Below are 20,839 nucleotides of genomic sequence, written 5' to 3'. Positions count from 1 at the left end.
TCACTGCGGCGAGGCGGCGAGGTGTTCGAGGGCGGCACGATCCGGCTTGCCGCCGTCAGTGCGCGGCACCGGCAGGGCGAGGTGCTGGCGGGGCAGCCAGGGGCGGGGCAGTCGCTCGGCGAGCCGCTCCCGCCACCAGGCGAGGTCGCCCGTCGCGCCCGCGACGACGACACGCTGCCCCCACTCCGGGTCGGCGACGGCGACGACGGCGGCCTGCGGGTCGATGGCCTCGACCGCGCGTCGCACCTCCGCGAGGTCGATGTTGACGCCACCGCTGATGACGACGTCGTCGATGCGACCCTCGACGTGGAGCCGTCCCTGCTCCCAGCGGCCGCGGTCCCGGGTGCGCAGCCAGCCGTCGACGAGGGTGACGGCGGTGGCCTCGTGATCGTCGAGGTAGCCGTCGAACAGGGTGGGGCCGCCGAGGAGGATCCGGCCGTCGTCGAGGTCGACGGCGACGCCGGGCAGCGGGGCGCCGTCCCAGACGACGCCGCCGCAGGTCTCGCTCATGCCGTAGCTCTCGACGACCCGGATTCCCGCCGTCTCGGCGCGGGATCGCAGGTCGGGGCCGAGCGGGGCGCCGCCGATGAGGACGAGGTCGAGGGAGGCGAGACGGCGGACGAGGTCGGGATCGCCCAGGGCGCGGTGGAGTTGGGTGGGGACGAGGCTGATGGCGTCGCCGTCGCCGGTGGGGGTGAGTGCGGCGAGGTCGCTCCCGGCGTCGGGGACGGGTCGCCCCGCCCGCAGGGACCGCACCTGCACCATGAGGCCGGCGACGTAGTGGGAGGGCAGTGCGAGGTGCCAGGTGAGGTCCCCGGCCACACGGTGGGCGGCGTCGGCGGCGGCGACGAGGGCGTCCCTGCCGAGCGCGACGAGGCGGCGGCTACCGGTGGTCCCGGAGGTCGCGACGACGGCCCCGATCCGTGGCGGGAGATCGGGCCGGGGCGAGTCGTCGAACCAGAGGGCGGGTCCCCCCTCCAGCATCCGCTGCACGTCACTGAGGCTCACGTCGCGACCCTACCGCCGCCCAGGGAGGTGAGCGGACGGGCCGAGAGCGCGCAGGCGACAACGCACGCCAGGGCACTCACCCCAACCGTCGCCCTGCCGAAGGGGAAGCCGAGGAGGATCCCACCGGCGACAACGGGCACCGTTGCGCCGAGGACGGACATGGTCGACGCGATGCCGAGCAGGTCGACGGTCTCCTCCCCCTTGGTGCGGGCGGTCCCTGCCACCACGAAGACCCAGCAGACGCAGGCGTCGAATCCCGCGGCGAGTGCCAGGGTCAGCGGAAGGTTGACGCTGAACTGAAGGCCCAGCAGGAACAGGGACGCACCGGCAAGGGCCCACACCAGCACCAGCCTCGCCCCGTCCAACCGGTGGGCCACCCGCCCCGCCAGGAGTGCGGCGGGGATGCTGCCGAGGGAGGTCGCGGCGATGACCACCCCGGACAGGGCGGGAGACAGCCCGAGCGCACCGAGCCGCTCCGCGGCCACCGGCACGCTGAGCGCCACGAGGAGGGATGCGGTGAGCACGCCGATGGAGATGTGACGCCGTTCCCCCTCCTGAAACGGGATCGTGAGCCGCGCGAGGATCCCGAGGCGATGGTCCCGGACACCCGGGGCGGGGATGACACAGGGCCATCGCAGGGCGGACACCACCACGTACACGAGACCCGCCGCGACAAGGACCGGCCCCGGCTGCCAGGCCAGGAACAGCCAGGTGGCCAGCAGTGGGGCAACGAGGCTGATGACCGAGTCGGCGACCTCGAGGTGCGCCTGGGCCGACCCCATCCGCTCCGGCGGCACCGTCGCCTTGACGGTGGCGCCGAACACCACGGCCTCGACGCCCGCTGCCGCCCCCAGGACCGTCCCCGCCAGGACGATCCCGAGACGCAGCATCGACTGTGGGGCCTGGGTCATCAGGACCGTCCCGAGCCCGATCATCGCGGCAGCGGTGGCGAGGTTCACGATGGCCAGCCAGGGTCGGGAGGGTCGTCGAGCGATGAGGCCGGGCGCGCCGAGGCTGACCAGCAGACGGGCACAGCCGAAGCTCATCAGGTGAAGGGCGACCCCGTGGAGGTCGCCGAGGAGCAGCAGTGACAGTGCCGGGATGGCGGCGTCGAACCAGCGGTCCGAAGCGATGGACAGGGCGTAGGCGCTGAGGAACCTGGGCCAGCGCGACGGGAGGCGCTTCATGTCCGCCGGGACCAGCGTCCGGTCAGGTTCCGGGCCTCCTCGGCTGCCTTGATGCGCTCGGCGACGGCCTTGGCGGGGTCGTGCGCGGTGGCCAGCAGGTCCCGCATCCGCATGAGTTCCTCCCGGGCCTGCTCCTGCGTCGTGGTGGGGGTGGGGTCAGCATCCAGTTCGTGACTCCGGGCCACTTCGTCCTCGAGGCGAACCAGTTCGTCGTCGACGAGTTCCGAGGAGGGCAGCGAGCTGAGGAGGTCCTCGAGGCGACGCTCCTCGGCCTGCCCGATCTCGTCGATGAGCTGGAGTTGCTCGGTGAGGGCGAGTTCCTCGGCCCGGCGCCGGATGCGGCTGATCTGGCCGATCCGCTCGAGCGGCGGGAGCGTTGCCGGGAGGGCGGCCTCCTCGGGGGTCGCCAGCTCCTCGATCCGGTTGGCGAGGCGTTCCCCCAGCTCGGCGAAGAAGCGTCGGGGGTCGGCGACGTCGCGCTGCCCGGGCGGGGCGTGGTGACGCCAGTGCTCGAGGGCGCGCAGCCCGTACCGGTCGAGAGGCGGGTCGGCGGGGGCGGCATCGAAGTCGAAGCCGGGCTGCTCGGCCCACGTCTCCGGGTGCTGGGGGAGCTCCGCCTCGATGCGGCGGGGCCGTCGGGATCGCCGTCGTGACGGCTCGGGCTCGACTCCGGGCAGGTCGAGTTGAGGCTGGCTGCTGGGAACCCGTCGCCGCGTCATCGCCCACCTCCTGTCCGGACCACAGAAGCTTAGAGGGTGCGCGGTTAGGGGGATCGTGACGAGGATCGGCACGGTGGCTGCCTAGCAAGGCGGACGACGAAGAGCGCACTGGATGGTGCGTTCGAGGAGGACAACGCTGCCAGGGGGTCACCGGGGCGACCGCAGTGGATGCGCCTATCCGCGCACCCTCTTAGACGGGGGATCGTGACGAGGATCGTCACGATCCGCCGCTTTGCTTCGACGAGACCCCCGTTTGAAACGTTCCAGACCAAGCAGAGCGGCGATTCGTGACCGCCCCCGGCAAGACTCACGGGTCACGACCGGCTGGGAGCAAGTAGACTGCTGGGGTGCTCCGGATCCTCTTGTACGTCGCGGTGATCGCGTTCAGCATCTACTGCCTCGTCGACCTCTCACAGGCCCGCGAGGACCGGGTACGCCTGCTCCCGCGCGCCGCCTGGGCGCTCGCCTTCATCTTCGCCCCCGTCATCGGCCCGATCGCCTGGCTCGTGGCCGGACGTCCCGTCAGGGAGCCGAGGGCACCCCGACCCAAGGGGCCTGACGATGACGACGACTTCCTGCGCGGCCTGCGCCCCTGAACGACAACCCTGGAAGGACACACATGCTGACCGGACCCCCGGCTGTGGCGCACTGGCTGAAAACCGCCAGTGCCGAGTTCGAGGCCCACGTGGAGGAACTCGACGCGCTGGATGCGCCGATCGGCGACGCCGACCACGGCACGAACATGGCCCGGGGTCTCGCCACCGCCGCGACGATCCCCCCGGAGGCCAACCAGAGCGCCGCCGACTACCTCGGCAAGGTCGGCATCGCGCTGGTGAGCAGCGTCGGGGGCGCCTCGGGCCCGCTCTACGGCACCTTCTTCCTCAAGGTGGGCCAGCTGTGGGTCTCCCCGCCCACCATCCCGAGCATCGCGACGGCGCTGCGCTCCGGACTCGCCTCCATCCAGGCCAGGGGCCGCGCCGTCGTCGGCGACGCCACCATGGTCGACGCGCTGGTCCCCGCCGTCGAGGCGCTGGAGGCCGCACGTCCCGACGATGTCGCGGGGGCCCTCGACGCCGCCGTCACCGCAGCCCGGGCCGGGGCCGACGCCACCGCGGGGATGCTGTCCCGCCGGGGCCGCGCCGCGACCTTCGGCGAGGCAAGCCTCGGGCACGTCGACCCCGGGGCACGCTCCATGGCGCTGCTGCTGGAAAGCGCTGCCCGCCAGGTGTTGTGTGCACTTCGCGGCGAGAAATGACCATTCGCGCAATCGAAAATAAGATGCGCGCATGGCTTCCACCATCGCACCGCACAAAGCAGTCATTCTCGCCCGCGGCCTCGGGTCCCGCATGCGCAAGGCAGCCGAGGGGGTGGAGCTCTCCGCCGAGCAGCAGCAGGCCGCTGACGCCGGCGTGAAGGCCATGATCTCGCTCGACGGTCGTCCCTTCCTCGACCACGTCATCTCCGCCCTCGCCGACGCCGGGTTCACCGAGGTCTGTCTCGTCATCGGGCCGGAACACGACATCATCCGGGACTACTACGACTCCGTGCCGAAGGAACGCGTCACCATCTCCTACGCGGTCCAGGAGGAACCACTCGGCACCGCGAACGCCGTGCTCGCGGCGGAGGAGTTCGCGGGCAGCGACCGGGTGCTGGTCATCAACTCGGACAACCACTACCCCACCGAGGCGCTGGCCCTGCTGGCCGACGTGCCCGGCTCCGCGCTCGTCGGCTTCACCCGCGAGGGCATGCTGACCCGCTCCAACATCCCCGCCGACCGGATCGCCGCCTTCGCGCTGGCCACCGCCGACGAGCAGGGCCACCTCGCCGAACTCGTCGAGAAGCCCGACGCCGCCACCATCGCCCGGCTCGGCGACGACGTCGTCATCTCCATGAACTGCTGGTTGTGCTCCCCCGCCATCTTCGACGCGGCGCGCTCCATCCCGAAGTCCGCCCGGGGCGAGTACGAGATCACCGACGCGGTCCGCTGGGCCATCGACCACGGCGACCCGTACACCGTCGTCAGGGCCGACCAGGGCGTGCTGGACATGTCGAACCGCGGCGACATCGCCTCCGTGGTGGCGGCGCTGGGTGATCGCGAGGTGCGGCTGTGATCCGGTGGTTCGTCCCGGGGCGGCTCGAGGTGTTCGGCAAGCACACCGACTACGCAGGCGGGAACTCCTTGCTGGCCGCCGTCGACCGCGGCATCACCGTCGAGCTGTCCGACGCCACATCCGGCATCACCGCGACGACGTCGGCCTCCCCCGACGAGGAGTTGACCCTGACCCCCGGCCAGCCCAACGACCTGCCCGCCGGGCACTGGGGAGGCTACCTTCAGGCCGTCCTCGACCGGTTGCTGCTCAACTTCGGCGAGCTGAAACCGGCACGGCTGGTCTTCGACTCGACGCTGCCACTCGCGTCGGGCATGTCGTCAAGTTCGGCGCTGGTCGTCGCGACGGCGCTGGCCCTCATCGACCACAACGGATTCCGTGACCGCGACGAGTGGCGGGCCAACATCCACGACCAGGTGGACCTGGCCGGCTACATGGCCTGCTTCGAGAACGGGATGAGCTTCGGCACCCTCGTTGGTGAGCGGGGCGTCGGTACGTTCGGCGGCTCCGAGGACCACACGGCGATGCTGTGCTGCCGCGCCGACGCGCTCACCCAGTTCCGGTTCTGCCCGATCCGCGAGGGCGAGTCCGTACCCTTCCCCGCCGATTGGACCTTCGTGGTCGGGGTGAGCGGCGTGCTGGCGGAGAAGACGGGGGCAGCGTTGGAGTCGTACAACCGCGCCTCCCTGCTCACCCGGGAGATCGTGGCGGCCTGGAGCGACGCGACGGGCTCGGAGGACGGCACCATCGGTGACATCCTCGCCAGCGACGAGGACGCCTGGGAGGGGCTCACCGCGGTCGTCGCCCACGACGACGAGCTCAGCGCCCGGCTGAAGGCGTTCATCACCGAGTCGGAGGAACTGATCCCGGCCGCCACGGCAGCACTCCGCGACGGCGACCTCGACCGGTTCGGCGAACTCGCGGAACGCTCCCAGCGCAACGCCGAGACGAACCTCGGCAACCAGGTCCCGGAGACGATCCGGATGCAGCGGCTGGCCCGAGAGCTGGGCGCGAAGGCGGCGGCGAGCTTCGGCGCGGGCTTCGGCGGGTCGGTGTGGGCGCTGGTCCCGGTCAGCGAGGCCGAGGCCTTCGCCCAGGCCTGGCTGGAGCGCTACGTCGCCGAGTTCCCGGAGGTGAAGGACCGGGCCTCGACGCTGGTCACCCGCCCGGGAGGCCCGGCCCGGAGACTGTCTGATTGACTCTCCGGCACACAAGGAGGGGTTTTCGGCCGCAGCATCAAAGTTGCCCTGACTCGAGCTTCACCCTCCCCTGCACAACCCTCCAGGAGGGCGATTCGTGATGGTGATGGGGTGGTCACGAATCGCCGCTTTGCTTCGGCGAAACCGCGATGTCAACGCTGCCATGGAAGCAGGACGGCGATTCGTGACGGTGCTTCACTCATGGGGCACCTGGGTGGGGATGGACTGGCCCTGCATCATCCGGGTGCTCAACCCGGCGACCACCCCGGACCACTCCCCGGTGCGCTGGGCGGACCTCGCCCCGGGAACCGATCTGGCCCGTGCCAGCTGGGAATCAGTTTCCGGTCGCCCTTGGCAGCAAGATTTCAGTGGCTCGCCATGGCCCTGGGAGCCTGCTGAGGGTGCCGACTCGTCTCATTCCCGGGTGCCGCTGATGCAGATCCTGCTGGAACAGGCCACCGGGACGGTGTGGGTCGGGCAGTGGGACGGCTACGCCCACAGACCCCGCCCTGAGGGCTCACGCCACATGACCTTCAACGATGGCCACCGCGGATACTTCGTGGTCGAGGTCACCCCGGAGCTTCGCCGGGCCCTGGAAGATCCTGCCGACCCACCGGTGTTGCCCAACCGGATGTGGGACGACGGTGGAACCTTCACGCTGGATGCCGACACCGACCTGCCCAGCATCGTCATCGGCTGCACGAAGGACATCGCCGAGGCCATCGAGGCTGACGAGCGGCTGGAGAGTGTCCGGGTCGATCCGCATGACCCGATCCGGGTGTGAAGCAGGGCCCCGCGCCGATTGCCGGTGCGGGGCCCTGCCGTCGATCACTCGACGACGTCGTCGTCCACCCAGTCGAAGGTCTTGGTGACGGCCTTCTTCCAGTTGCGGTACAGCCGGGCGCGCTCATCGTCGGCCATCGCCGGGCTCCAGCGCTTGTCCTCGGCCCAGTTGTCGATGACGTCCTGCTCACCGTTCCAGAAGCCGACGGCGATGCCCGCCGCATACGCGGCACCCAGCGCCGTGGTCTCCGCGACGACGGGACGCACCACGTCGACACCCAGCTGGTCGGCCTGGAACTGCATGAGGGTCTCGTTGGCGGTCATGCCGCCGTCGACCTTGAGCTCCGCCAGCTTGACACCCGAGTCCGCCTCCATGGCGTCCAGCACCTCGCGGGTCTGGTAGGCGGTGGCCTCCAGCACGGCGCGGGCGATGTGACCGCGGTTGACGTAACGGGTGAGCCCGACGATCGCACCGCGCGCATCGGAGCGCCAGTACGGGGCGAACAGGCCGGAGAAGGCCGGGACCACGTAGGCGCCGCCGTTGTCCTCGACGGTGCTGGCCAGCTGCTCGATCTCCGGTGCGGAGTCGAACATGCGCAGGTTGTCACGCAGCCACTGCACCAGCGACCCCGCCACCGCGATGGAGCCCTCCAACGCGTACACCGGCTTCTGCTCGCCGATGCGGTAGCAGACGGTCGTGAGCAGGCCGTTCTTCGACGGGACGATCTCCTCGCCGGTGTTCATGAGCATGAAGCAGCCGGTGCCGTAGGTGTTCTTGGCCATGCCGGTCTCGAAGCAGGCCTGCCCGAAGGTGGCGGCCTGCTGGTCGCCGAGGATGCCCGCGATCGGCACCCCCGGCAGCAGTCCCTGGGCCCGACCGACGCCGTAGACCTCCGCGGAGGACTTGATCTCGGGCAACATCGACATGGGGATGCCCATGTCGGCGGCGATCTCCTGATCCCAGTCGAGGGTGCGCAGGTCCATGAGCATGGTGCGCGAGGCATTGGTGACGTCGGTGACGTGGACGCCGCCGTTCACCCCGCCGGTGAGGTTCCACAGCACCCAGGTGTCCATGGTTCCCATGACGAGATCGCCCGCCTCGGCCTTGGCACGGGCACCCTCGACGTTGTCGAGGATCCAGTTCACCTTGGGGCCAGCGAAATAGGTGGCCAGGGGCAGACCGACGCGTTCCTTGTACCGGTCCGGGCCGACGTCGCCGCCCAGTTCGTCGACGATCTTCTGGGTGCGGGTGTCCTGCCAGACGATGGCGTTGTGGACGGGCTTGCCCGTGGTCCGGTCCCACACCAGCGTCGTCTCACGCTGATTGGTGATGCCGACCGCGACGATGTTGTCCTTGTTGAGTTCAGCCTTCGCCAGGGCCTGGGCGACGACCTCCCGGACGTTCTCCCAGATCTCGATGGCGTCGTGCTCAACCCATCCGGCCCGGGGGAAGATCTGCTCGTGCTCCAACTGGCCCACCGAGACGATCCGCCCGGCATGGTCGAAGATGATGGCGCGGGACGACGTGGTGCCCTGGTCGATGGCGAGGACGTATTTCTTCTCTGTCATGATGTTTCCTTCAGGGTTGGGAACGGGTCAGGGCAGCAGCGGACCGGCCAGCAGACCGGCCACGACACCACCGATGATGGGGCCGACGACGGGAACCCAGGAGTAGCCCCAGTCGGAGCCGCCCTTGCCCTTGATGGGCAGGATGGCGTGCATGATGCGGGGGCCGAGGTCACGGGTGGGGTTGATGGCGTACCCGGTGGGGCCGCCGAGCGAGACACCGATACCGAAGACGAGCAGGGCCACACCCAGCGCGCCCAGCCAGCCGAGGTTCGCCGGGTCGCTGCCCGCCGACGCGGTGTACTGCCCGGCCGCCAGGACCCCGAAGACGAGGACGAAGGTGCCGATGGCCTCGGTGGCGAGGTTCCACAGCGGATGGCGGATCCCCGGTGAGGTGGAGAACACGGCCAGCTTGCTGGCCGGCTCCGGCTCCTCGTCGAAGTGCTGCTTGTACGCCACCCAGGCGAGCAGGGCACCCAGCATCGCGCCGAGCATCTGTCCTCCGAGGTACGCGACGATGAGACCGAAGGTCACGGGCTGGCCCCCCATGACCGTCTCACCCTTGGCGAGCAGGCCGAGGGTGACGGCGGGGTTGAGGTGACCGCCCGACTTGTAGGCGGCGATGACACCGATGAACACACCGATGGCCCAGCCCCAGTTGACGAACAGGAAGCCGGTCCCCTGCCCCTTGGTCTTCGTCAGCGCCGTGTTCGCGACGACACCGCAGCCGAAGAGCAGCAGCAGCATCGAGCCGACGGTCTCGGATAGAAATATGGTTCCCACAGCAGGCTCCATTCCTGACAACACTGTCACTCGGGCGCCGACGACCGGCGCTGATTCCTCCTGCGTCGGGCCGGATGATCCGGCCCGACGCAGTGGCACCAGCTAACCGTCTCGAGGCACCCCCGACAAGGACAGTGCACATTCATGCAGGCCGGGGGCACCCGGCGTGCACCTTTCCCCGTCGGCCCCGAAACCCTTGACCGTGGCCGTCTGGGCTAGAACAGTGTGTACCCCCCGTCGACCACCACGATCGAGCCGGACATGAAGCTCGCCGCGTCGGAGGCGAGGAACACGACCACGGGCGCGATCTCCTCGGGCAGGGCGTAGCGACGCTGCGGCGCATCCTCGATCCAGTGCTGCTGGAACCTGGGCTCGTCGACGGGTGACATGTCCGTCTTGACGTAGCCGGGGGCCACCGCGTTGACCCGCACCCCGAGCGGCGCCCACTCGGCCCCGAGCGACCGGGTCAGGTGATGGACGGCCGCCTTGGAGGCGTTGTAGGCGGGCTGCATCTGGGGGCGGTTCACGATGACCCCCGACATCGACCCGATGTTGACGATCCTGCCACCACCCCGGGAGATCATGTGGGCGCCGACCTCCTGGCTGACGTGCCACAGGGCGTTCACGTTGGTGTCGATGACATGGTCCCAGTCCTCGTCGCTCACCTTGAGAGCCGGGGCGTGCACGCAGGCCCCCGCGTTGTTGACGAGGATGTCGATGCGCCCAGCCGACCCGATCGCCTCGGCCACCAGCTCTCGGATGCACCCTCGATCCTTGAGATCCCCGGCGACGGCGTGGGCCACGAATCCCGCGGCCCCCAGTTCGTCGCGTACCCCCTCGGCCTGTTCCCGGGTCCTGGCGTGGACGATGACCTCGGCCCCCGCCTCGGCCAACGCGTGGGCGAACTCGCGTCCCAACCCGCGGGCGGTCCCTGTGACGAGGGCCGTCAACCCGTCGAGCCGGAACCGATCCAGCACGTTCATCTCGTTCTCCCTTCCGGCTCAGCCGTCGATGAGACCGGCCTGCTTGTACAGCTCGATGTACTCGGCGACGTTGTCCTTGGTGATGAGCGGGTTGCCGACGTCGACGTTGATCTCCTTCTCCTTCCCCTCAAGGAGCTTCAGGACGGTGGAGATGTTGAGCTGGGCCAGTTCCTTCGCGTTCTGCAGCGTGGAGGCGGTCATGGTGCCCGCCTCGATGAGCAGACAGGCCTCCGGGGTGCCGTCGACGCCGTAGGCGAGGATGTTCTCGAAGCCGGGCTTGCCCTTGACCGCCTCGAGGGCCCCCGCCGCCATGTTGTCGTTCATGGAGATGATCGCGTCGATCTGCGGGGTGGCCAGCGACCAGTCCTCCATGAGCCGCAGCGCCTCGTCCTTGTTCCAGTTCGCCACGTTCTCGTTCACGATGACCACATCCGGACGCTTGTCGAAGAACTCCTTCTGCCAGGCCTCACGACGGGCGGTGGAGTGGAAGTTCGCGCCGGGGCCGTTGAGCACGACGACCTTCCCGCCCTGGGGCACCTGCTCCAGCGCCACCTTCGCCACCTCAGCACCCTGGTCGTAGGGGTTGGCGTCGACGGAGGAGGCCCCGGCGATGTTCTCCACCCGGGGATTCGTGGTGATCGTGACCATGCCTGCCGCGACGGCCTGCTCGATGTAGGGACGCTGCGCCTCACCGTTGTTGGGCTGCACGATGATCGCGTCATACTTTCCCGCGATGGCGTTCTCGATGTGTTTGTTCTCCTGCTCGTCGTCGGCCTGCCCGTCGAAGACGTCGAGGGTGAGGTTGGGGTGGTTCGCCGCCTCGGCCTTCATCTCGTTGGCGAGCCAGGCCGCGAAGGAGTCCACCTGGGCGCGAGCGATGTAGGCCACCCGGTAGGAGGACTTGGCCTCCCGGGATGCGGCGGTGGAGGGGCTGGAGCCGGGGGTGGTGGTGGAGATCCCGCAGGCCGTGGCGGTCACGGAGAGCACTGCGAGGACGATACCGGCGAGGGTTCGTTTGATCCTCATGTCTGTTCCTTTCTAGGACCTGGTACGTGGTTCGGTCCCGGACGCGGATTCGTCCGGGGTGGCGGTGGTGAGGATGGTGGTGCGGACTCGACCGCGCTTGCTCCACACGTCGTAGGAGACCGCGATCGCGATGATGAGGCCCATGACGATCTGCTGGACGTAGGAGCCGATCCCGATGAGGTTCATGATGTTGGTGAGCACGCCGACGATGAGCGCCCCGGCGAGGGTGCCCAGTGTGGTGCCGACACCGCCGGAGAAGCTGGTGCCGCCGATGATGGGGGCCGTGATGGCGTGGAGTTCGTAGCCGACCCCGGCGTTGGGCAGGCCCGCATTGACCCGCGACATGAAGATCACCCCGGCGATGCCGACGAGGACCCCGTTGACGACGAAGGCCTTGACCTTCACCCAGTTGATGGGGATGCCGGCTGCTCGCGCCGCCTCCTCGTTGCCGCCGACGGCGTAGACGGAACGTCCGTAGCGGGTCTGACCCATGAGGTACCAGATGACGACGGTGATGACGAGCAGGATGAGGGCGGGCACCGGGATCCACCCCCACAGACCCTGCCCGATGAGGATGAAGTCGCCGAGTTGGAGGACGTTCTGGCCCCCGGTGATCTGCAGCACCGCGCCCCGCGCGATGAGCATCATGCCCAGGGTGACGATGAAGGCGGGGGTGCGGAGGAAGGCCACGAGGAACGCGTTGAACAGGTTGCAGGCGACACCGATGGCGATGCCTGCGATGATGGCGAGCAGCATGTTGGTGGTGCTCTTGTACACGATCACCGAAATGACGCCCGCGAAGGCCATGACGGCACCCGCGGACAGGTCGATCATGCCGCCGATGATGAGGGTCATCGCGCCGTAGGCGAGGATGGTGATCACGGACACCTGACGCAGCACGTTGAGGATGTTGTCGGTGGTGAGGAAGTTCGGGCTCAGCAACGTCGCCGCGATGATCACCGCGAGAAGAATGACGAAGATGGAGTACCGGCTGAGGTCGACTCCACTGGCTCTCAGGGGCATGGTCAGGCCACCTCGATCCCTTTCATGGCGTGTTTGAGGATGGTCTCCTGGGAGAACTCGTCGCGTTGCAGCTCGGCTGTGAGCCGCCCACCGGACATGACGTGGATGCGGTCGCACATGCCCATGAGTTCCGGGAGTTCGGAGGAGATCATGAGGATCGCGCGTCCCTGGCGGGCCAGGTCGGTCATGATCCGATAGATCTCGAACTTGGCGCCGACGTCGATGCCGCGCGTCGGTTCGTCGAGCAGCAGCACCCTCGGGTCGGCGATGAGCCACCGGGCCAGCAGCACCTTCTGCTGGTTGCCGCCGCTGAGCGCCGCGATGCGCGTCTCGATGCTGGGGGCCCTGACGTCGAGGCGCGAGAACACCTCCTGGACGAGCCCCGCCTCCGCCCTGGTGTGCGCGTAGCCGTGGTGGACGACCTTGTCGAGGCTGGCGAGGGTGGCATTCTTGCGGATGCTGAGTTCCGGGACGATCCCGACGAGACGGCGGTCCTCGCTGAGCATCGCGATCCCGGCGGCGATGGCACGACGCGGCGACGTGATCCTCACGGGCCTGCCCGCCACCTCGACCATCCCGGTGTCGTGACGGTCCAGTCCGAAGATCGCCCGCACCACCTCGGAACGGCCCGCACCGATGAGACCCGCCAGCCCGACGATCTCCCCCGCCCGGACGTGCAGGGTGATGTCCTCGAACTGGGTGCGTGAGCCGAGCCCTGTGACCTGGAGCACCGTTTCGCCGAGGGGGATCTCCTCCTTCGGGTAGGAGCGGTGGTCGAAGTCCCGGCCGACCATCTGGGCGATCACCTCGTCGACGCTGATCCGGTCGGCGGGCTGCGAGCTGACGACGGCCCCGTCGCGGAGGATGGTGATGTCGTCGGCGATCTCGAAGACCTCGTCCATCTTGTGGGAGATGTAGATGATGGCCTTGCCCTCGGCGCGCAGGGCGTCGATCTTCGCGAAAAGGGACCGGACCTCCCGGTGCGCGATGGCGGAGGTCGGTTCGTCCATGATGAGGACGTCGGCGCTGTGGTGCACCGCCCGGAGGATCTCCAGCATCTGGATCTCGGAGACGGTGAGGCTGGACAGCCGACGGTGCACGGACAGCCCGATGCCCTCGCGGCGCAACACCTCCTCGGCCTCGCGCCGCATCCTGCCCCAGTCGACCCTCCCGAACCGGGTGGGGGGCCGCCCTAGGAAGAAGCTCTCCGCGATGGTCATGTCGGGGACGTAGTTGAGTTCCTGGGCGATCATCGCGATCCCGCGGGCCCGGGCGTCGATCGGGTTCTTGATGTGGACGGGCTCACCGCGCATGAGGATGTGGCCCTCGTCGGGGCGGTGGATGCCGTTGATGATCTTCATCAGCGTGGACTTGCCCGCCCCGTTCTCCCCGCACACCGCGTGGACGGTCCCGGGGCGCACCTCGAAGCTCACCCCCGACAGGGCCCGCACCCCGGGGAACGACTTGGAGACCCCGACGACGCTGAGGAGGGGCTCAGCCACGGCGGGCCCTGACGTCGTGCTCGGGGACCGAGGCGACACCCGGCAGGACGATGCGTTTGAGGGACCCGGTCGTCCCCTCCCCCGTCAGCGCGGCCTCCACCTCGTCGAGGCCGTAGACGTGCGTGACGAGGGAGTCGAGCTCCACCTTGCCGGTGGCGAGGAGGGTCCGGGCGATGGGCCACGTGTTGGTGTAGCGGAAGATGCCGGTGACGACGACCTCCCGCATGGCGATGTCGGCCACCGACAGGGGGATCTCGTCGGCGCTGCCGACCAGCACGACGACCCCGCCGGGGCGAACGGAACGGATGCCCGTGACGATGGCGGGGGTGGCGCCGGACGCGTCGATGAAGGAGTGTGCGTCCATGCCCTCGGTGCTGGTGGTCGCCGGGTCGATCACCCGGAGGCCGTGGCTCGCGGCGAGGTCACGCCGGGCCGGGTCGATGTCGGAGATCAGCACGTCGGTGGCACCGAACGCCCGCGCCACCTGGCCGGTGATGACGCCGATCGGGCCACCGCCGGCGATGAGGACGGTGTCGCCGATCCCGACCCCGGCCTTCTGCACCGCCGCGATCCCCACCGACAGCGGTTCCATGAGTGCGGCGGCGTGGTCGCTGATCGAGTCGGGGATCTCGAAGGCGAAGTCGTCCTGGATGGTGACGTACTCGCAGAACGCGCCGTCGATGGGCGGGGTGGCGTAGAACTCCATCCGCGGGCACAGGTTGTAGGCGCCGGAACGGCAGTGATCGCAGACCCGGCAGGGCCGCTGCGGTTCGATCGCGACCCGCTGGCCGATGCGTGCCGGGTCCACCCCGGAGCCGACGGCGACGATTCGGCCGCTGGCCTCGTGGCCGAGGATGAGCGGGGATTTGACGACGTAGGGGCCGATGGCCCCGTGCTCGTAGTAGTGCACGTCGGAGCCGCACACCCCGACGGAGGCCACCTGGATGAGCACCTCATCCGCGGCGGGTGTGGGCACGGGGCGTTCCTCGACGACGATGTCGCCCACGGCTCGAAGGACGCTGGCTCTCATGGTCTCCGGCAGGCTGGACATGGGCTCTTCCTTTCGATGGGTTCAGCGGGTGGAGGGCGGGACGGGGCCCTCGGCCTGGACGTCGGCGAGGGCGAGGTAGCGGTCCCACACGGCCGCGCGGTCGGCGCGGGGCTCGGTGCGGGTGGTCTCGGCGGGCAGCCACCGGCGGGTCTGCTCCGCGACGCTGCTGCCGAGGGCGACGGCGGCGGCCTGGACGGCGGCGCCGCGGGCGGTGCCCTCGGGGGCGTCGACGGTGATGCTGGCCCGCCCGGTCAGGTCGGCGATGACCTGGCGGTACGCCTCCGAGCGGGCGCCGCCCCCGATGAGGACGGTGCGGCCACCGATGGGGGCGGTGACCCGTTCCAGGGCGCGTTCCCCGCGGAGCAGCCCGAGGCACACCCCCTCGACGGCGGCGAGGGCCAGCTGCTCGCGGGTGACGGCGCTGGTGAGGCCGCCGAGCATGCCGGTCGCCCACGGCAGCCGGGGCGAGCGTTCCCCGTCGAGGTAGGCGGCCAGCACCGGACGGTCCGGGTCGGGCTCGGCGGCGAGGGCGAGCCGGGCGAACTCGGCGTGCTCCACCCCGAGGAGCCGGGCGAAGGCGTCGGTGACCTTGGTGCAGTTGAGGGTGCAGGCCAACGGCAGGTAACCGCCGGTGGTGTTCGCGACGCCGTCGATGCCGCCGCTGGTGTCCTTGACCGGGTCCGCGACGGTGGCGAAGATCACCCCGGAGGTGCCGAGGCTCCACGCGACGTCCCCCTCCCCCAGCCCGATGCCCTGAGCCGCGAGGTGCTGGTCCCCGCCGCCGGGACCGACGACGGCACCCGGGGTGATGCCCAGTTCCGCGGCAACCTCCGGCAGCACCTCGCCCGCCGCCTCGTCGGCGCGCAGGACCGTGGGCAGCATGGCCTCCCAGTCGCGCGGCCCGAGCACGTCGGTGAGGATGTCGGTGCGCCACGTCATCGTGTCGGCGGAGAAGTAGCCGGTGCCGGAGGAGTCGGAGCGGTCGGAGCAGTGGCGGCCGGTGAGCCGGAAGGTGAGCCAGTCGTGGGGGACGAAGAGTCGGCGGCCGCGGGCGAGGAGGTCCGGTTCGTGCTCCGCCACCCAGGCGAGCTTGGTGACGGTGAGGGCCGCCGACGGGATGAGCCCGATCTCCCGGGCCCACCAGGCCGCCCCGTACCGCTCGACGAGGGCCGCCGCCTGCGGGGCGGAGGTGGTGTCGTTCCACAGTTTCGCAGGACGCAGCGCCCGGCCCTGCTCGTCGGTGAGGACCAGCCCGTGGCACTGGGCGCCGACGGCGAGCCCCGCGACCTGCCAGTCGCGCCCGGCCATGACCTGGCGCACCGCGGCGACGAGGGCCTGCCACCAGGCCTCGGGGTCCTGTTCACTGACCGGCGGGGTCGTCGGCGGGTGCGGGGTGCGGGCGGTTGCGAGGAGGGAGCCGTCGTCGAGGTCCCGCGCCTCGACGGTGCAGGACTGCGTGGAGCTGTCGATCCCGAGGACCACCGTGGTCATGACTCGTCCCTCCCGGATCCGTGCACGACGCCTGGTCGGTTCCACCCCGTTCGTGGACGACGTCGTCCACCGTGCGGATCCTCACTGCTGTGGGTCTGCGCATGACCCTAGGAGAGAGAAACGACCCCTGTCAGGGGCTGCAACGAAATCAGCCGAAATGCCGACGGGGCACCTGTCAGCCGATGAACGCCCGGAGGGAGAAGGTGAACTCGAGGGGCCCCCTCGGCAGGCAGTACTCGGGGTGGGTGCGGGCCCGCCAGGAGTCGTCGCCGCCGACGCCGCGTCGCCGCCACGTGGCACGCACGACGGTGCGTGCGCTCGGCGGCAGCTGCCACGGGTGCAGGGCCTCCTCGATCTCGTACGGCGTCCACGGCAGGGCGGAGAACTCCATCTCCTCCCCCACCTCCGCCTCGAAACGCAGACCGACGGTGCCGTCGGTGACCTCCGCCCACCTGACCCCGGTGTGGCCGCCGGCCTCCTGGGGGCGGACGTACGGGGTGAGCTGGTCGGCCACCCGCTGCTCCCACAGCCCGAGCCGCGCCGAGGCCCTCCGGTCGAGGGCGCTCTCGTGGGGGCCGTCGCCGTACCAGCGGATGCGGTCCAGCGCCGGGTCGAGCGGAAGGAGGAGGCCGAACTCCGGCGGGTCGCTCCAGGTGGGGTCGGGGTCGAGGTTCATGTGGACGGTGACGTGGCCGTCGCCCTCCACCCGGTGCTCGATACCACAGTGGCCGCCCTCGGGCAGCCGGTACCGGTACCGGACCACGGCGACCCCCTCGTCGAGGGAGACCTCCGGCTCGCCGTCGGCCAGCGCGTAGCGGGAGGCGAGCAGCCACAGGCCGTCGTGGTGGGGTGAGGCCCAGCCGCGTTCGTTGGAGGTGGGGGCGTGCCAGAAGCAGGGGCGGGGCAGCCCGGCGAGCAGTTCCCGCTCCCCCAGCCGCCACGACACCAGCCCGCCGTGGGACTTCGAGAACAGCAGCTCGACGTCGTCGCCCCGGACCCCGACGTTGAGGGTGCCGGGCACGATCCGCGGGGCCGCCGGGGTGCCGCGTCGCGGCGACGGTTCCCGAAGCACGGCCTGGGCGAAGCTCACCTCGTGCCCGGGCCCGGCCCACGCGGTGGCCTCGCGCAGCCGGAACGACACCTCCGCCACGACCTCCCCGTCGCCGCGTGAGGGGGCGAAGGGCCAGTCGACGTGGCGGCTCTCGCCCGGGGCGAGGTCGAGGTGGGTCCGCTCGGTGCGGGTCGGCTGCCCGTCGACGAGCAGGGTCAGCACGCAGTCGAGGCCACCGCTGCGGGTGAACGACCACCGGTTGGTGACGGTGAACCCGTTCTCGTCGGCGGCGATGTGGAGGGGCGCGTACAGCTGCTTGGCCTCGGTGAGCAGCGGCTTGGGGGTGTGATCGGCGAAGCACAGGCCGTTGGCGGAGAAGTCGCCGTCGTGGGGGCGGTCGCCGAAGTCGCCGCCGTAGGCCCAGTAGGTGGTGCCGTCGGAGGCGGTGGCGGGCAGGGCCTGATCGGCGAAGTCCCAGATGAAGCCGCCCTGGAACAGCTCGTCGCGCCAGGCGAGCTCGGTGTACTTGTGGACCGCACCGAACGAGTTGCCCATGGCGTGCGCGTACTCGCACAGCACGTAGGGTCGGTCCCGGTGCGTGGCGAGGTACGCCTCGATCTCCTCGACGGGCGGGTACATGCGGGAGGTGACGTCGCTGGTCTCGGGCCAGCGCGGGTCCCAGTGCACGCCCTCGTAGTGGACGGGCCGCGAGTCCTGGGAACGGAACCACTGGGCGACGGCGAGGAGGGTGGAGCCGCCGTAGGACTCGTTGCCGCAGGACCACATCACCACGCAGGGGTGGTTGACGTCGCGGGCCAGCATGTTCGCGGCGCGGAACAGCGTCGCGTCCCGCCACTCCGGCCGGTCCCCGGGGATGACGTCGGAGGACGGCAGCCTGCCGAGCCGCACGGCCTCCCACATGCCGTGGGTCTCGAGGTTCATCTCGTCGATGACGTAGAGGCCCAGTTCATCGCACAACTCGTAGAAGGCGGTGGAGTTGGGGTAGTGGCTGGTGCGCACCGCGTTGACGTTGTGGGCCTTGAGGAGACGCAGGTCGGCGGCGATCTCGTCGCGGGTCATGACGCGGCCGCGGGGCCCGAACTCGTGCCGGTTGACGCCGCAGAACACGACGCGTTCCCCGTTGTTGCGCAGCAGCCCGTCCTCGAGGCCGAAGCGCCGGATCCCGACCCGTTGCCGCACCACCTCGACGACGGCGCCGTCGTGGAGGACCTCGATCCACAGGTCGTACAGGTGGGGGTCCTCCGCGCTCCAGAGCCGGGGCTCGGGGACCCGGATCATCCCGTCGACGAGTTCCCCGACGCCGTCGAGGACCGCCCGCAGTTCACCCTCGCCCGCCAGGGTGGCGGTGAGTTCGACGATCGCGTGGTCGAGGTTGTCGGCGACGGTGGTGGTCACGCGCAGGTCGGCGAGGTGGGTGGCGGGCAGGCGCAGGAGGGTGACGTCGCGGAAGATGCCGGAGAAGCGGAAGAAGTCCTGGTCCTCCAGCCAGGAGCCGGAGGAGAACTGGAAGATCTGGACGGCGAGCCGGTTGCGGCCCGGCACCATGGCGGCGGTGACGTCGAACTCGGCGGCGGTGAAGGAGTCGGTGGAGTAGCCGATCCACTCCCCGTTGAGCCACACCCCGAAGGCCGATTCGACGCCGTCGAAACGCAGGACCCAGCGTTCACCGGGTGCCAGCTCGGGGGCGTCGAGGAACCGGACCTGGCTGGCGACGGAGTTCGCCGCGGGAAGCTGGCCGGGAAGGATGTCGTCGTGGCCGTCCCACGGGTAGGCGACGTTGGTGTACTGGGGGCGGCCGTGGCCGTGGAGCTGCAGGTGGGCGGGGACCGGGATCTCGTCCCAGTCGGAGACGTCGAAGTCGGGGTGTTCGAACCCTTCGGGCCGCGAGTCGAGGTCCGGGGCCCAGTGCAGGTGCCACACGCCGTTCAGCGACTGCTCGAGGCTCGACTCCCCCGCGAGGGCCTCCTCCCGGCTGGCGAACCAGCGGTGATCGGACCGCGGCGGCAGACAGTTCTCCTCGAAACGCTGCGGATCGGCGAGGTACTCGACGCTGATGACCATGGGGCTCCCTTCCACGGGACGAATCTATCGCGAGGTGGTACGGCAGCCGGGGCCTCATCCCCGGATCGAGACACCGTTCCCCTTCGACCGCTGATTCGCCTGCCTTGGGTCGGAAACGCCTGTCTCGTTTCACTTCGCCTGTCTTGTTGGACAGGCGAGCCGCCGAAAAGGCAGGCGAGCCAGACCCAACACAGGCGAACCGTGTCCAAGGCAGGCGAATCCGAGGGCTGGAGAAGTCCTCGGGTGCTGCGTCGACGGCCAAGCGCATGTGCTCCTCGGTCACGCAGGACACGACGTGGTCATCGGTCACGCACGGCACGACGCGTCCGTGGTCGCCTCCGGAGGCGTCCCTCCTCGGTGAAGTCCTTGCCGGCGCCAGGAGTGGACGGCGGCACCCATGCCACGCGGCTGCCTCCGGAGCGGGCTTCTGCCCGTGGTGGATCATTCCTGCCAAAGAGCCAATGGATCATCCTGTTGCCCCATCCATGGCCTGAGCGAGGAGTGATCGTTTGTAGGATCCTGCTATGCTCCACGTCACGCAGCGTGAGAAATGGAACTGGTCCGATGAAGAGTCAGTCGAGTGGCCCACCCACAGCGGGCCGGTGCGGCCACCGGGGTGCCGGGCGACCGCGCGGTCTCTCCTGTTCCACATCACTCGGCCCGGGAGGGGCTGCCTTGACGTGGCGACGACACACCAACCCGGAGGCGACCAACCGTCAATTGAAAACAGACGAGTTCTGTGGGCTTGGGGCAGACAAAAGTCCAGAGTTGCTCGACCGGTCTTGCGTCCCCACTCTGGGGGGGGGGCTAACCTCAGCGTCACGAGGTTCCCAATGGGGGGAAGCCCGGAACAAGAAACGGAGGAAACTTCAATGAAGAACCGTTGGAAGGCGCTCCTCGGAGCAGCGGTCCTGGCGGCCGCATCCCTCATGCCGACGACGCAGACGGCCAACGCTGCACACTATGATGCGGTGTGCAACCATGGGGAGGCCTGCTTCTACTACAACTCCAAGGCCCACGGGTTGGGATCAATGGCAGACTTCTACGTGCCGATCCCATCCTTCCGCACCATGGACTACCGTTTCGTCACGGAGGGCAACGGCAGGGGATACAAGGTGTGGAACAATGCCGCCCATGTCGAAAACCGCTGGAAGCGCGATGGTCGAGTCTACGAGAACAGCTACTACCAAGGGGGGTTCGACACGGTCGGAAAGTACTCCTCGAGGGACCTGTTCCTGACCAAGAACGACAACGCATCCTGGAAGTGGGTCTGATCT

At 69.6% G+C, this 20,839-nt stretch carries 18 protein-coding genes; 6 read left to right on the top strand and 12 right to left on the bottom strand.

What is annotated here, in order from left to right; translation table 11 throughout:
• From EII35_RS06360 to EII35_RS06350, 3 genes are read right to left on the bottom strand one after another with little or no spacing between them, the layout of a single operon-like run.
• Entirely contained in the window at positions 1-1,008 is a 1,008-nt protein-coding gene (locus EII35_RS06360; protein ID WP_260465037.1) for an AMP-binding protein, read from the bottom strand.
• Positions 1,005-2,195, bottom strand: coding sequence for an MFS transporter (locus EII35_RS06355; RefSeq protein WP_125227620.1), 1,191 nt, complete (start codon positions 2,193-2,195; stop codon positions 1,005-1,007). Before EII35_RS06355 ends, EII35_RS06360 begins: the two co-directional genes overlap by 4 nt.
• Entirely contained in the window at positions 2,192-2,914 is a 723-nt protein-coding gene (locus tag EII35_RS06350) for a hypothetical protein (RefSeq protein WP_125227619.1), read from the bottom strand. The genes EII35_RS06355 and EII35_RS06350 overlap by 4 nt, the downstream gene beginning before the upstream one ends.
• A gap of 347 nt (positions 2,915-3,261) precedes the next feature.
• On the opposite strand from EII35_RS06350, the gene EII35_RS06345 reads away from it, so the two are divergent.
• From EII35_RS06345 to EII35_RS06325, 5 genes are all read left to right on the top strand, one after another.
• Positions 3,262-3,510, top strand: a complete 249-nt coding sequence (locus EII35_RS06345; protein ID WP_125227618.1) for a PLD nuclease N-terminal domain-containing protein — start codon at positions 3,262-3,264, stop codon at positions 3,508-3,510.
• Positions 3,511-3,533: 23 nt separating this feature from the next.
• Positions 3,534-4,169 (top strand): dihydroxyacetone kinase subunit DhaL, encoded by a 636-nt coding sequence (gene dhaL / locus EII35_RS06340; protein WP_125227617.1) that lies wholly within the window; start codon positions 3,534-3,536, stop codon positions 4,167-4,169.
• Positions 4,170-4,200: 31 nt separating this feature from the next.
• A complete protein-coding gene (locus EII35_RS06335; RefSeq protein WP_125227616.1) occupies positions 4,201-5,025 on the top strand; it encodes a nucleotidyltransferase family protein in 825 nt (274 codons plus the stop codon).
• Positions 5,022-6,221 carry a galactokinase family protein gene (locus EII35_RS06330; RefSeq protein ID WP_125227615.1) on the top strand — a complete coding sequence of 400 codons (1,200 nt, stop codon included), beginning with the start codon at positions 5,022-5,024 and terminating at the stop codon, positions 6,219-6,221. The genes EII35_RS06335 and EII35_RS06330 overlap by 4 nt, the downstream gene beginning before the upstream one ends.
• 184 nt (positions 6,222-6,405) lie before the next feature.
• On the top strand, positions 6,406-7,005 hold the full coding sequence (locus EII35_RS06325) for a hypothetical protein (protein ID WP_125227614.1): 600 nt from the start codon (positions 6,406-6,408) through the stop codon (positions 7,003-7,005).
• Between the two features lie 44 nt (positions 7,006-7,049).
• Here the strand turns inward: EII35_RS06325 and glpK are convergent, their stop codons facing one another.
• The 9 genes from glpK to lacZ form a co-directional block, all read right to left on the bottom strand.
• Positions 7,050-8,573, bottom strand: coding sequence for a glycerol kinase GlpK (glpK, locus tag EII35_RS06320; RefSeq protein WP_125227613.1), 1,524 nt, complete (start codon positions 8,571-8,573; stop codon positions 7,050-7,052).
• Between the two features lie 27 nt (positions 8,574-8,600).
• Complete coding sequence (locus tag EII35_RS06315; protein WP_125227612.1) at positions 8,601-9,365, bottom strand: MIP/aquaporin family protein; 765 nt, start codon at positions 9,363-9,365, stop codon at positions 8,601-8,603.
• Positions 9,366-9,568: 203 nt separating this feature from the next.
• Complete coding sequence (locus EII35_RS06310; RefSeq protein WP_125227611.1) at positions 9,569-10,336, bottom strand: SDR family NAD(P)-dependent oxidoreductase; 768 nt, start codon at positions 10,334-10,336, stop codon at positions 9,569-9,571.
• Between the two features lie 18 nt (positions 10,337-10,354).
• Positions 10,355-11,362, bottom strand: coding sequence for a sugar ABC transporter substrate-binding protein (locus EII35_RS06305; protein WP_185744208.1), 1,008 nt, complete (start codon positions 11,360-11,362; stop codon positions 10,355-10,357).
• 12 nt (positions 11,363-11,374) lie between these two features.
• The gene (locus EII35_RS06300; protein WP_125227610.1) at positions 11,375-12,385 is read right to left on the bottom strand and encodes an ABC transporter permease; all 1,011 of its coding nucleotides are present in this window, start codon (positions 12,383-12,385) and stop codon (positions 11,375-11,377) included.
• 2 nt (positions 12,386-12,387) lie between these two features.
• Positions 12,388-13,887 carry a sugar ABC transporter ATP-binding protein gene (locus tag EII35_RS06295; RefSeq protein WP_125227609.1) on the bottom strand — a complete coding sequence of 500 codons (1,500 nt, stop codon included), beginning with the start codon at positions 13,885-13,887 and terminating at the stop codon, positions 12,388-12,390.
• Complete coding sequence (locus tag EII35_RS06290) at positions 13,880-14,938, bottom strand: NAD(P)-dependent alcohol dehydrogenase (protein WP_125227608.1); 1,059 nt, start codon at positions 14,936-14,938, stop codon at positions 13,880-13,882. Before EII35_RS06290 ends, EII35_RS06295 begins: the two co-directional genes overlap by 8 nt.
• A gap of 21 nt (positions 14,939-14,959) precedes the next feature.
• Positions 14,960-16,429, bottom strand: coding sequence for a xylulokinase (gene xylB / locus EII35_RS06285; RefSeq protein WP_125227607.1), 1,470 nt, complete (start codon positions 16,427-16,429; stop codon positions 14,960-14,962).
• 175 nt (positions 16,430-16,604) lie between these two features.
• The gene (gene lacZ, locus EII35_RS06280; protein WP_221739690.1) at positions 16,605-19,577 is read right to left on the bottom strand and encodes a beta-galactosidase, LacZ type; all 2,973 of its coding nucleotides are present in this window, start codon (positions 19,575-19,577) and stop codon (positions 16,605-16,607) included.
• Positions 19,578-20,434: 857 nt separating this feature from the next.
• Here lacZ and EII35_RS06275 point away from each other — a divergent pair.
• On the top strand, positions 20,435-20,836 hold the full coding sequence (locus EII35_RS06275) for a hypothetical protein (protein WP_125227606.1): 402 nt from the start codon (positions 20,435-20,437) through the stop codon (positions 20,834-20,836).
• Positions 20,837-20,839: the final 3 nt, after the last annotated feature.

This window comes from Arachnia propionica (assembly GCF_003932785.1).
GTDB classification, from domain to species: domain Bacteria; phylum Actinomycetota; class Actinomycetes; order Propionibacteriales; family Propionibacteriaceae; genus Arachnia; species Arachnia propionica_B.
This window is presented reverse-complemented; position numbering and strand designations above follow the sequence as displayed.

Bases quoted from the DNA above. Each gene is read 5' to 3' on its own strand.
- EII35_RS06355 (WP_125227620.1), bottom strand. From the start codon at position 2,195: ATGAAGCGCCTCCCGTCGCGCTGGCCCAGGTTCCTCAGCGCCTACGCC.
- EII35_RS06350 (WP_125227619.1), bottom strand. From the start codon at position 2,914: ATGACGCGGCGACGGGTTCCCAGCAGCCAGCCTCAACTCGACCTGCCC.
- dhaL (WP_125227617.1), top strand. From the start codon at position 3,534: ATGCTGACCGGACCCCCGGCTGTGGCGCACTGGCTGAAAACCGCCAGT.
- EII35_RS06335 (WP_125227616.1), top strand. From the start codon at position 4,201: ATGGCTTCCACCATCGCACCGCACAAAGCAGTCATTCTCGCCCGCGGC.
- glpK (WP_125227613.1), bottom strand. From the start codon at position 8,573: ATGACAGAGAAGAAATACGTCCTCGCCATCGACCAGGGCACCACGTCG.
- EII35_RS06315 (WP_125227612.1), bottom strand. From the start codon at position 9,365: ATGGAGCCTGCTGTGGGAACCATATTTCTATCCGAGACCGTCGGCTCG.
- EII35_RS06310 (WP_125227611.1), bottom strand. From the start codon at position 10,336: ATGAACGTGCTGGATCGGTTCCGGCTCGACGGGTTGACGGCCCTCGTC.
- EII35_RS06305 (WP_185744208.1), bottom strand. From the start codon at position 11,362: ATGAGGATCAAACGAACCCTCGCCGGTATCGTCCTCGCAGTGCTCTCC.
- EII35_RS06300 (WP_125227610.1), bottom strand. From the start codon at position 12,385: ATGCCCCTGAGAGCCAGTGGAGTCGACCTCAGCCGGTACTCCATCTTC.
- EII35_RS06290 (WP_125227608.1), bottom strand. From the start codon at position 14,938: ATGTCCAGCCTGCCGGAGACCATGAGAGCCAGCGTCCTTCGAGCCGTG.
- xylB (WP_125227607.1), bottom strand. From the start codon at position 16,429: ATGACCACGGTGGTCCTCGGGATCGACAGCTCCACGCAGTCCTGCACC.
- EII35_RS06275 (WP_125227606.1), top strand. From the start codon at position 20,435: ATGAAGAACCGTTGGAAGGCGCTCCTCGGAGCAGCGGTCCTGGCGGCC.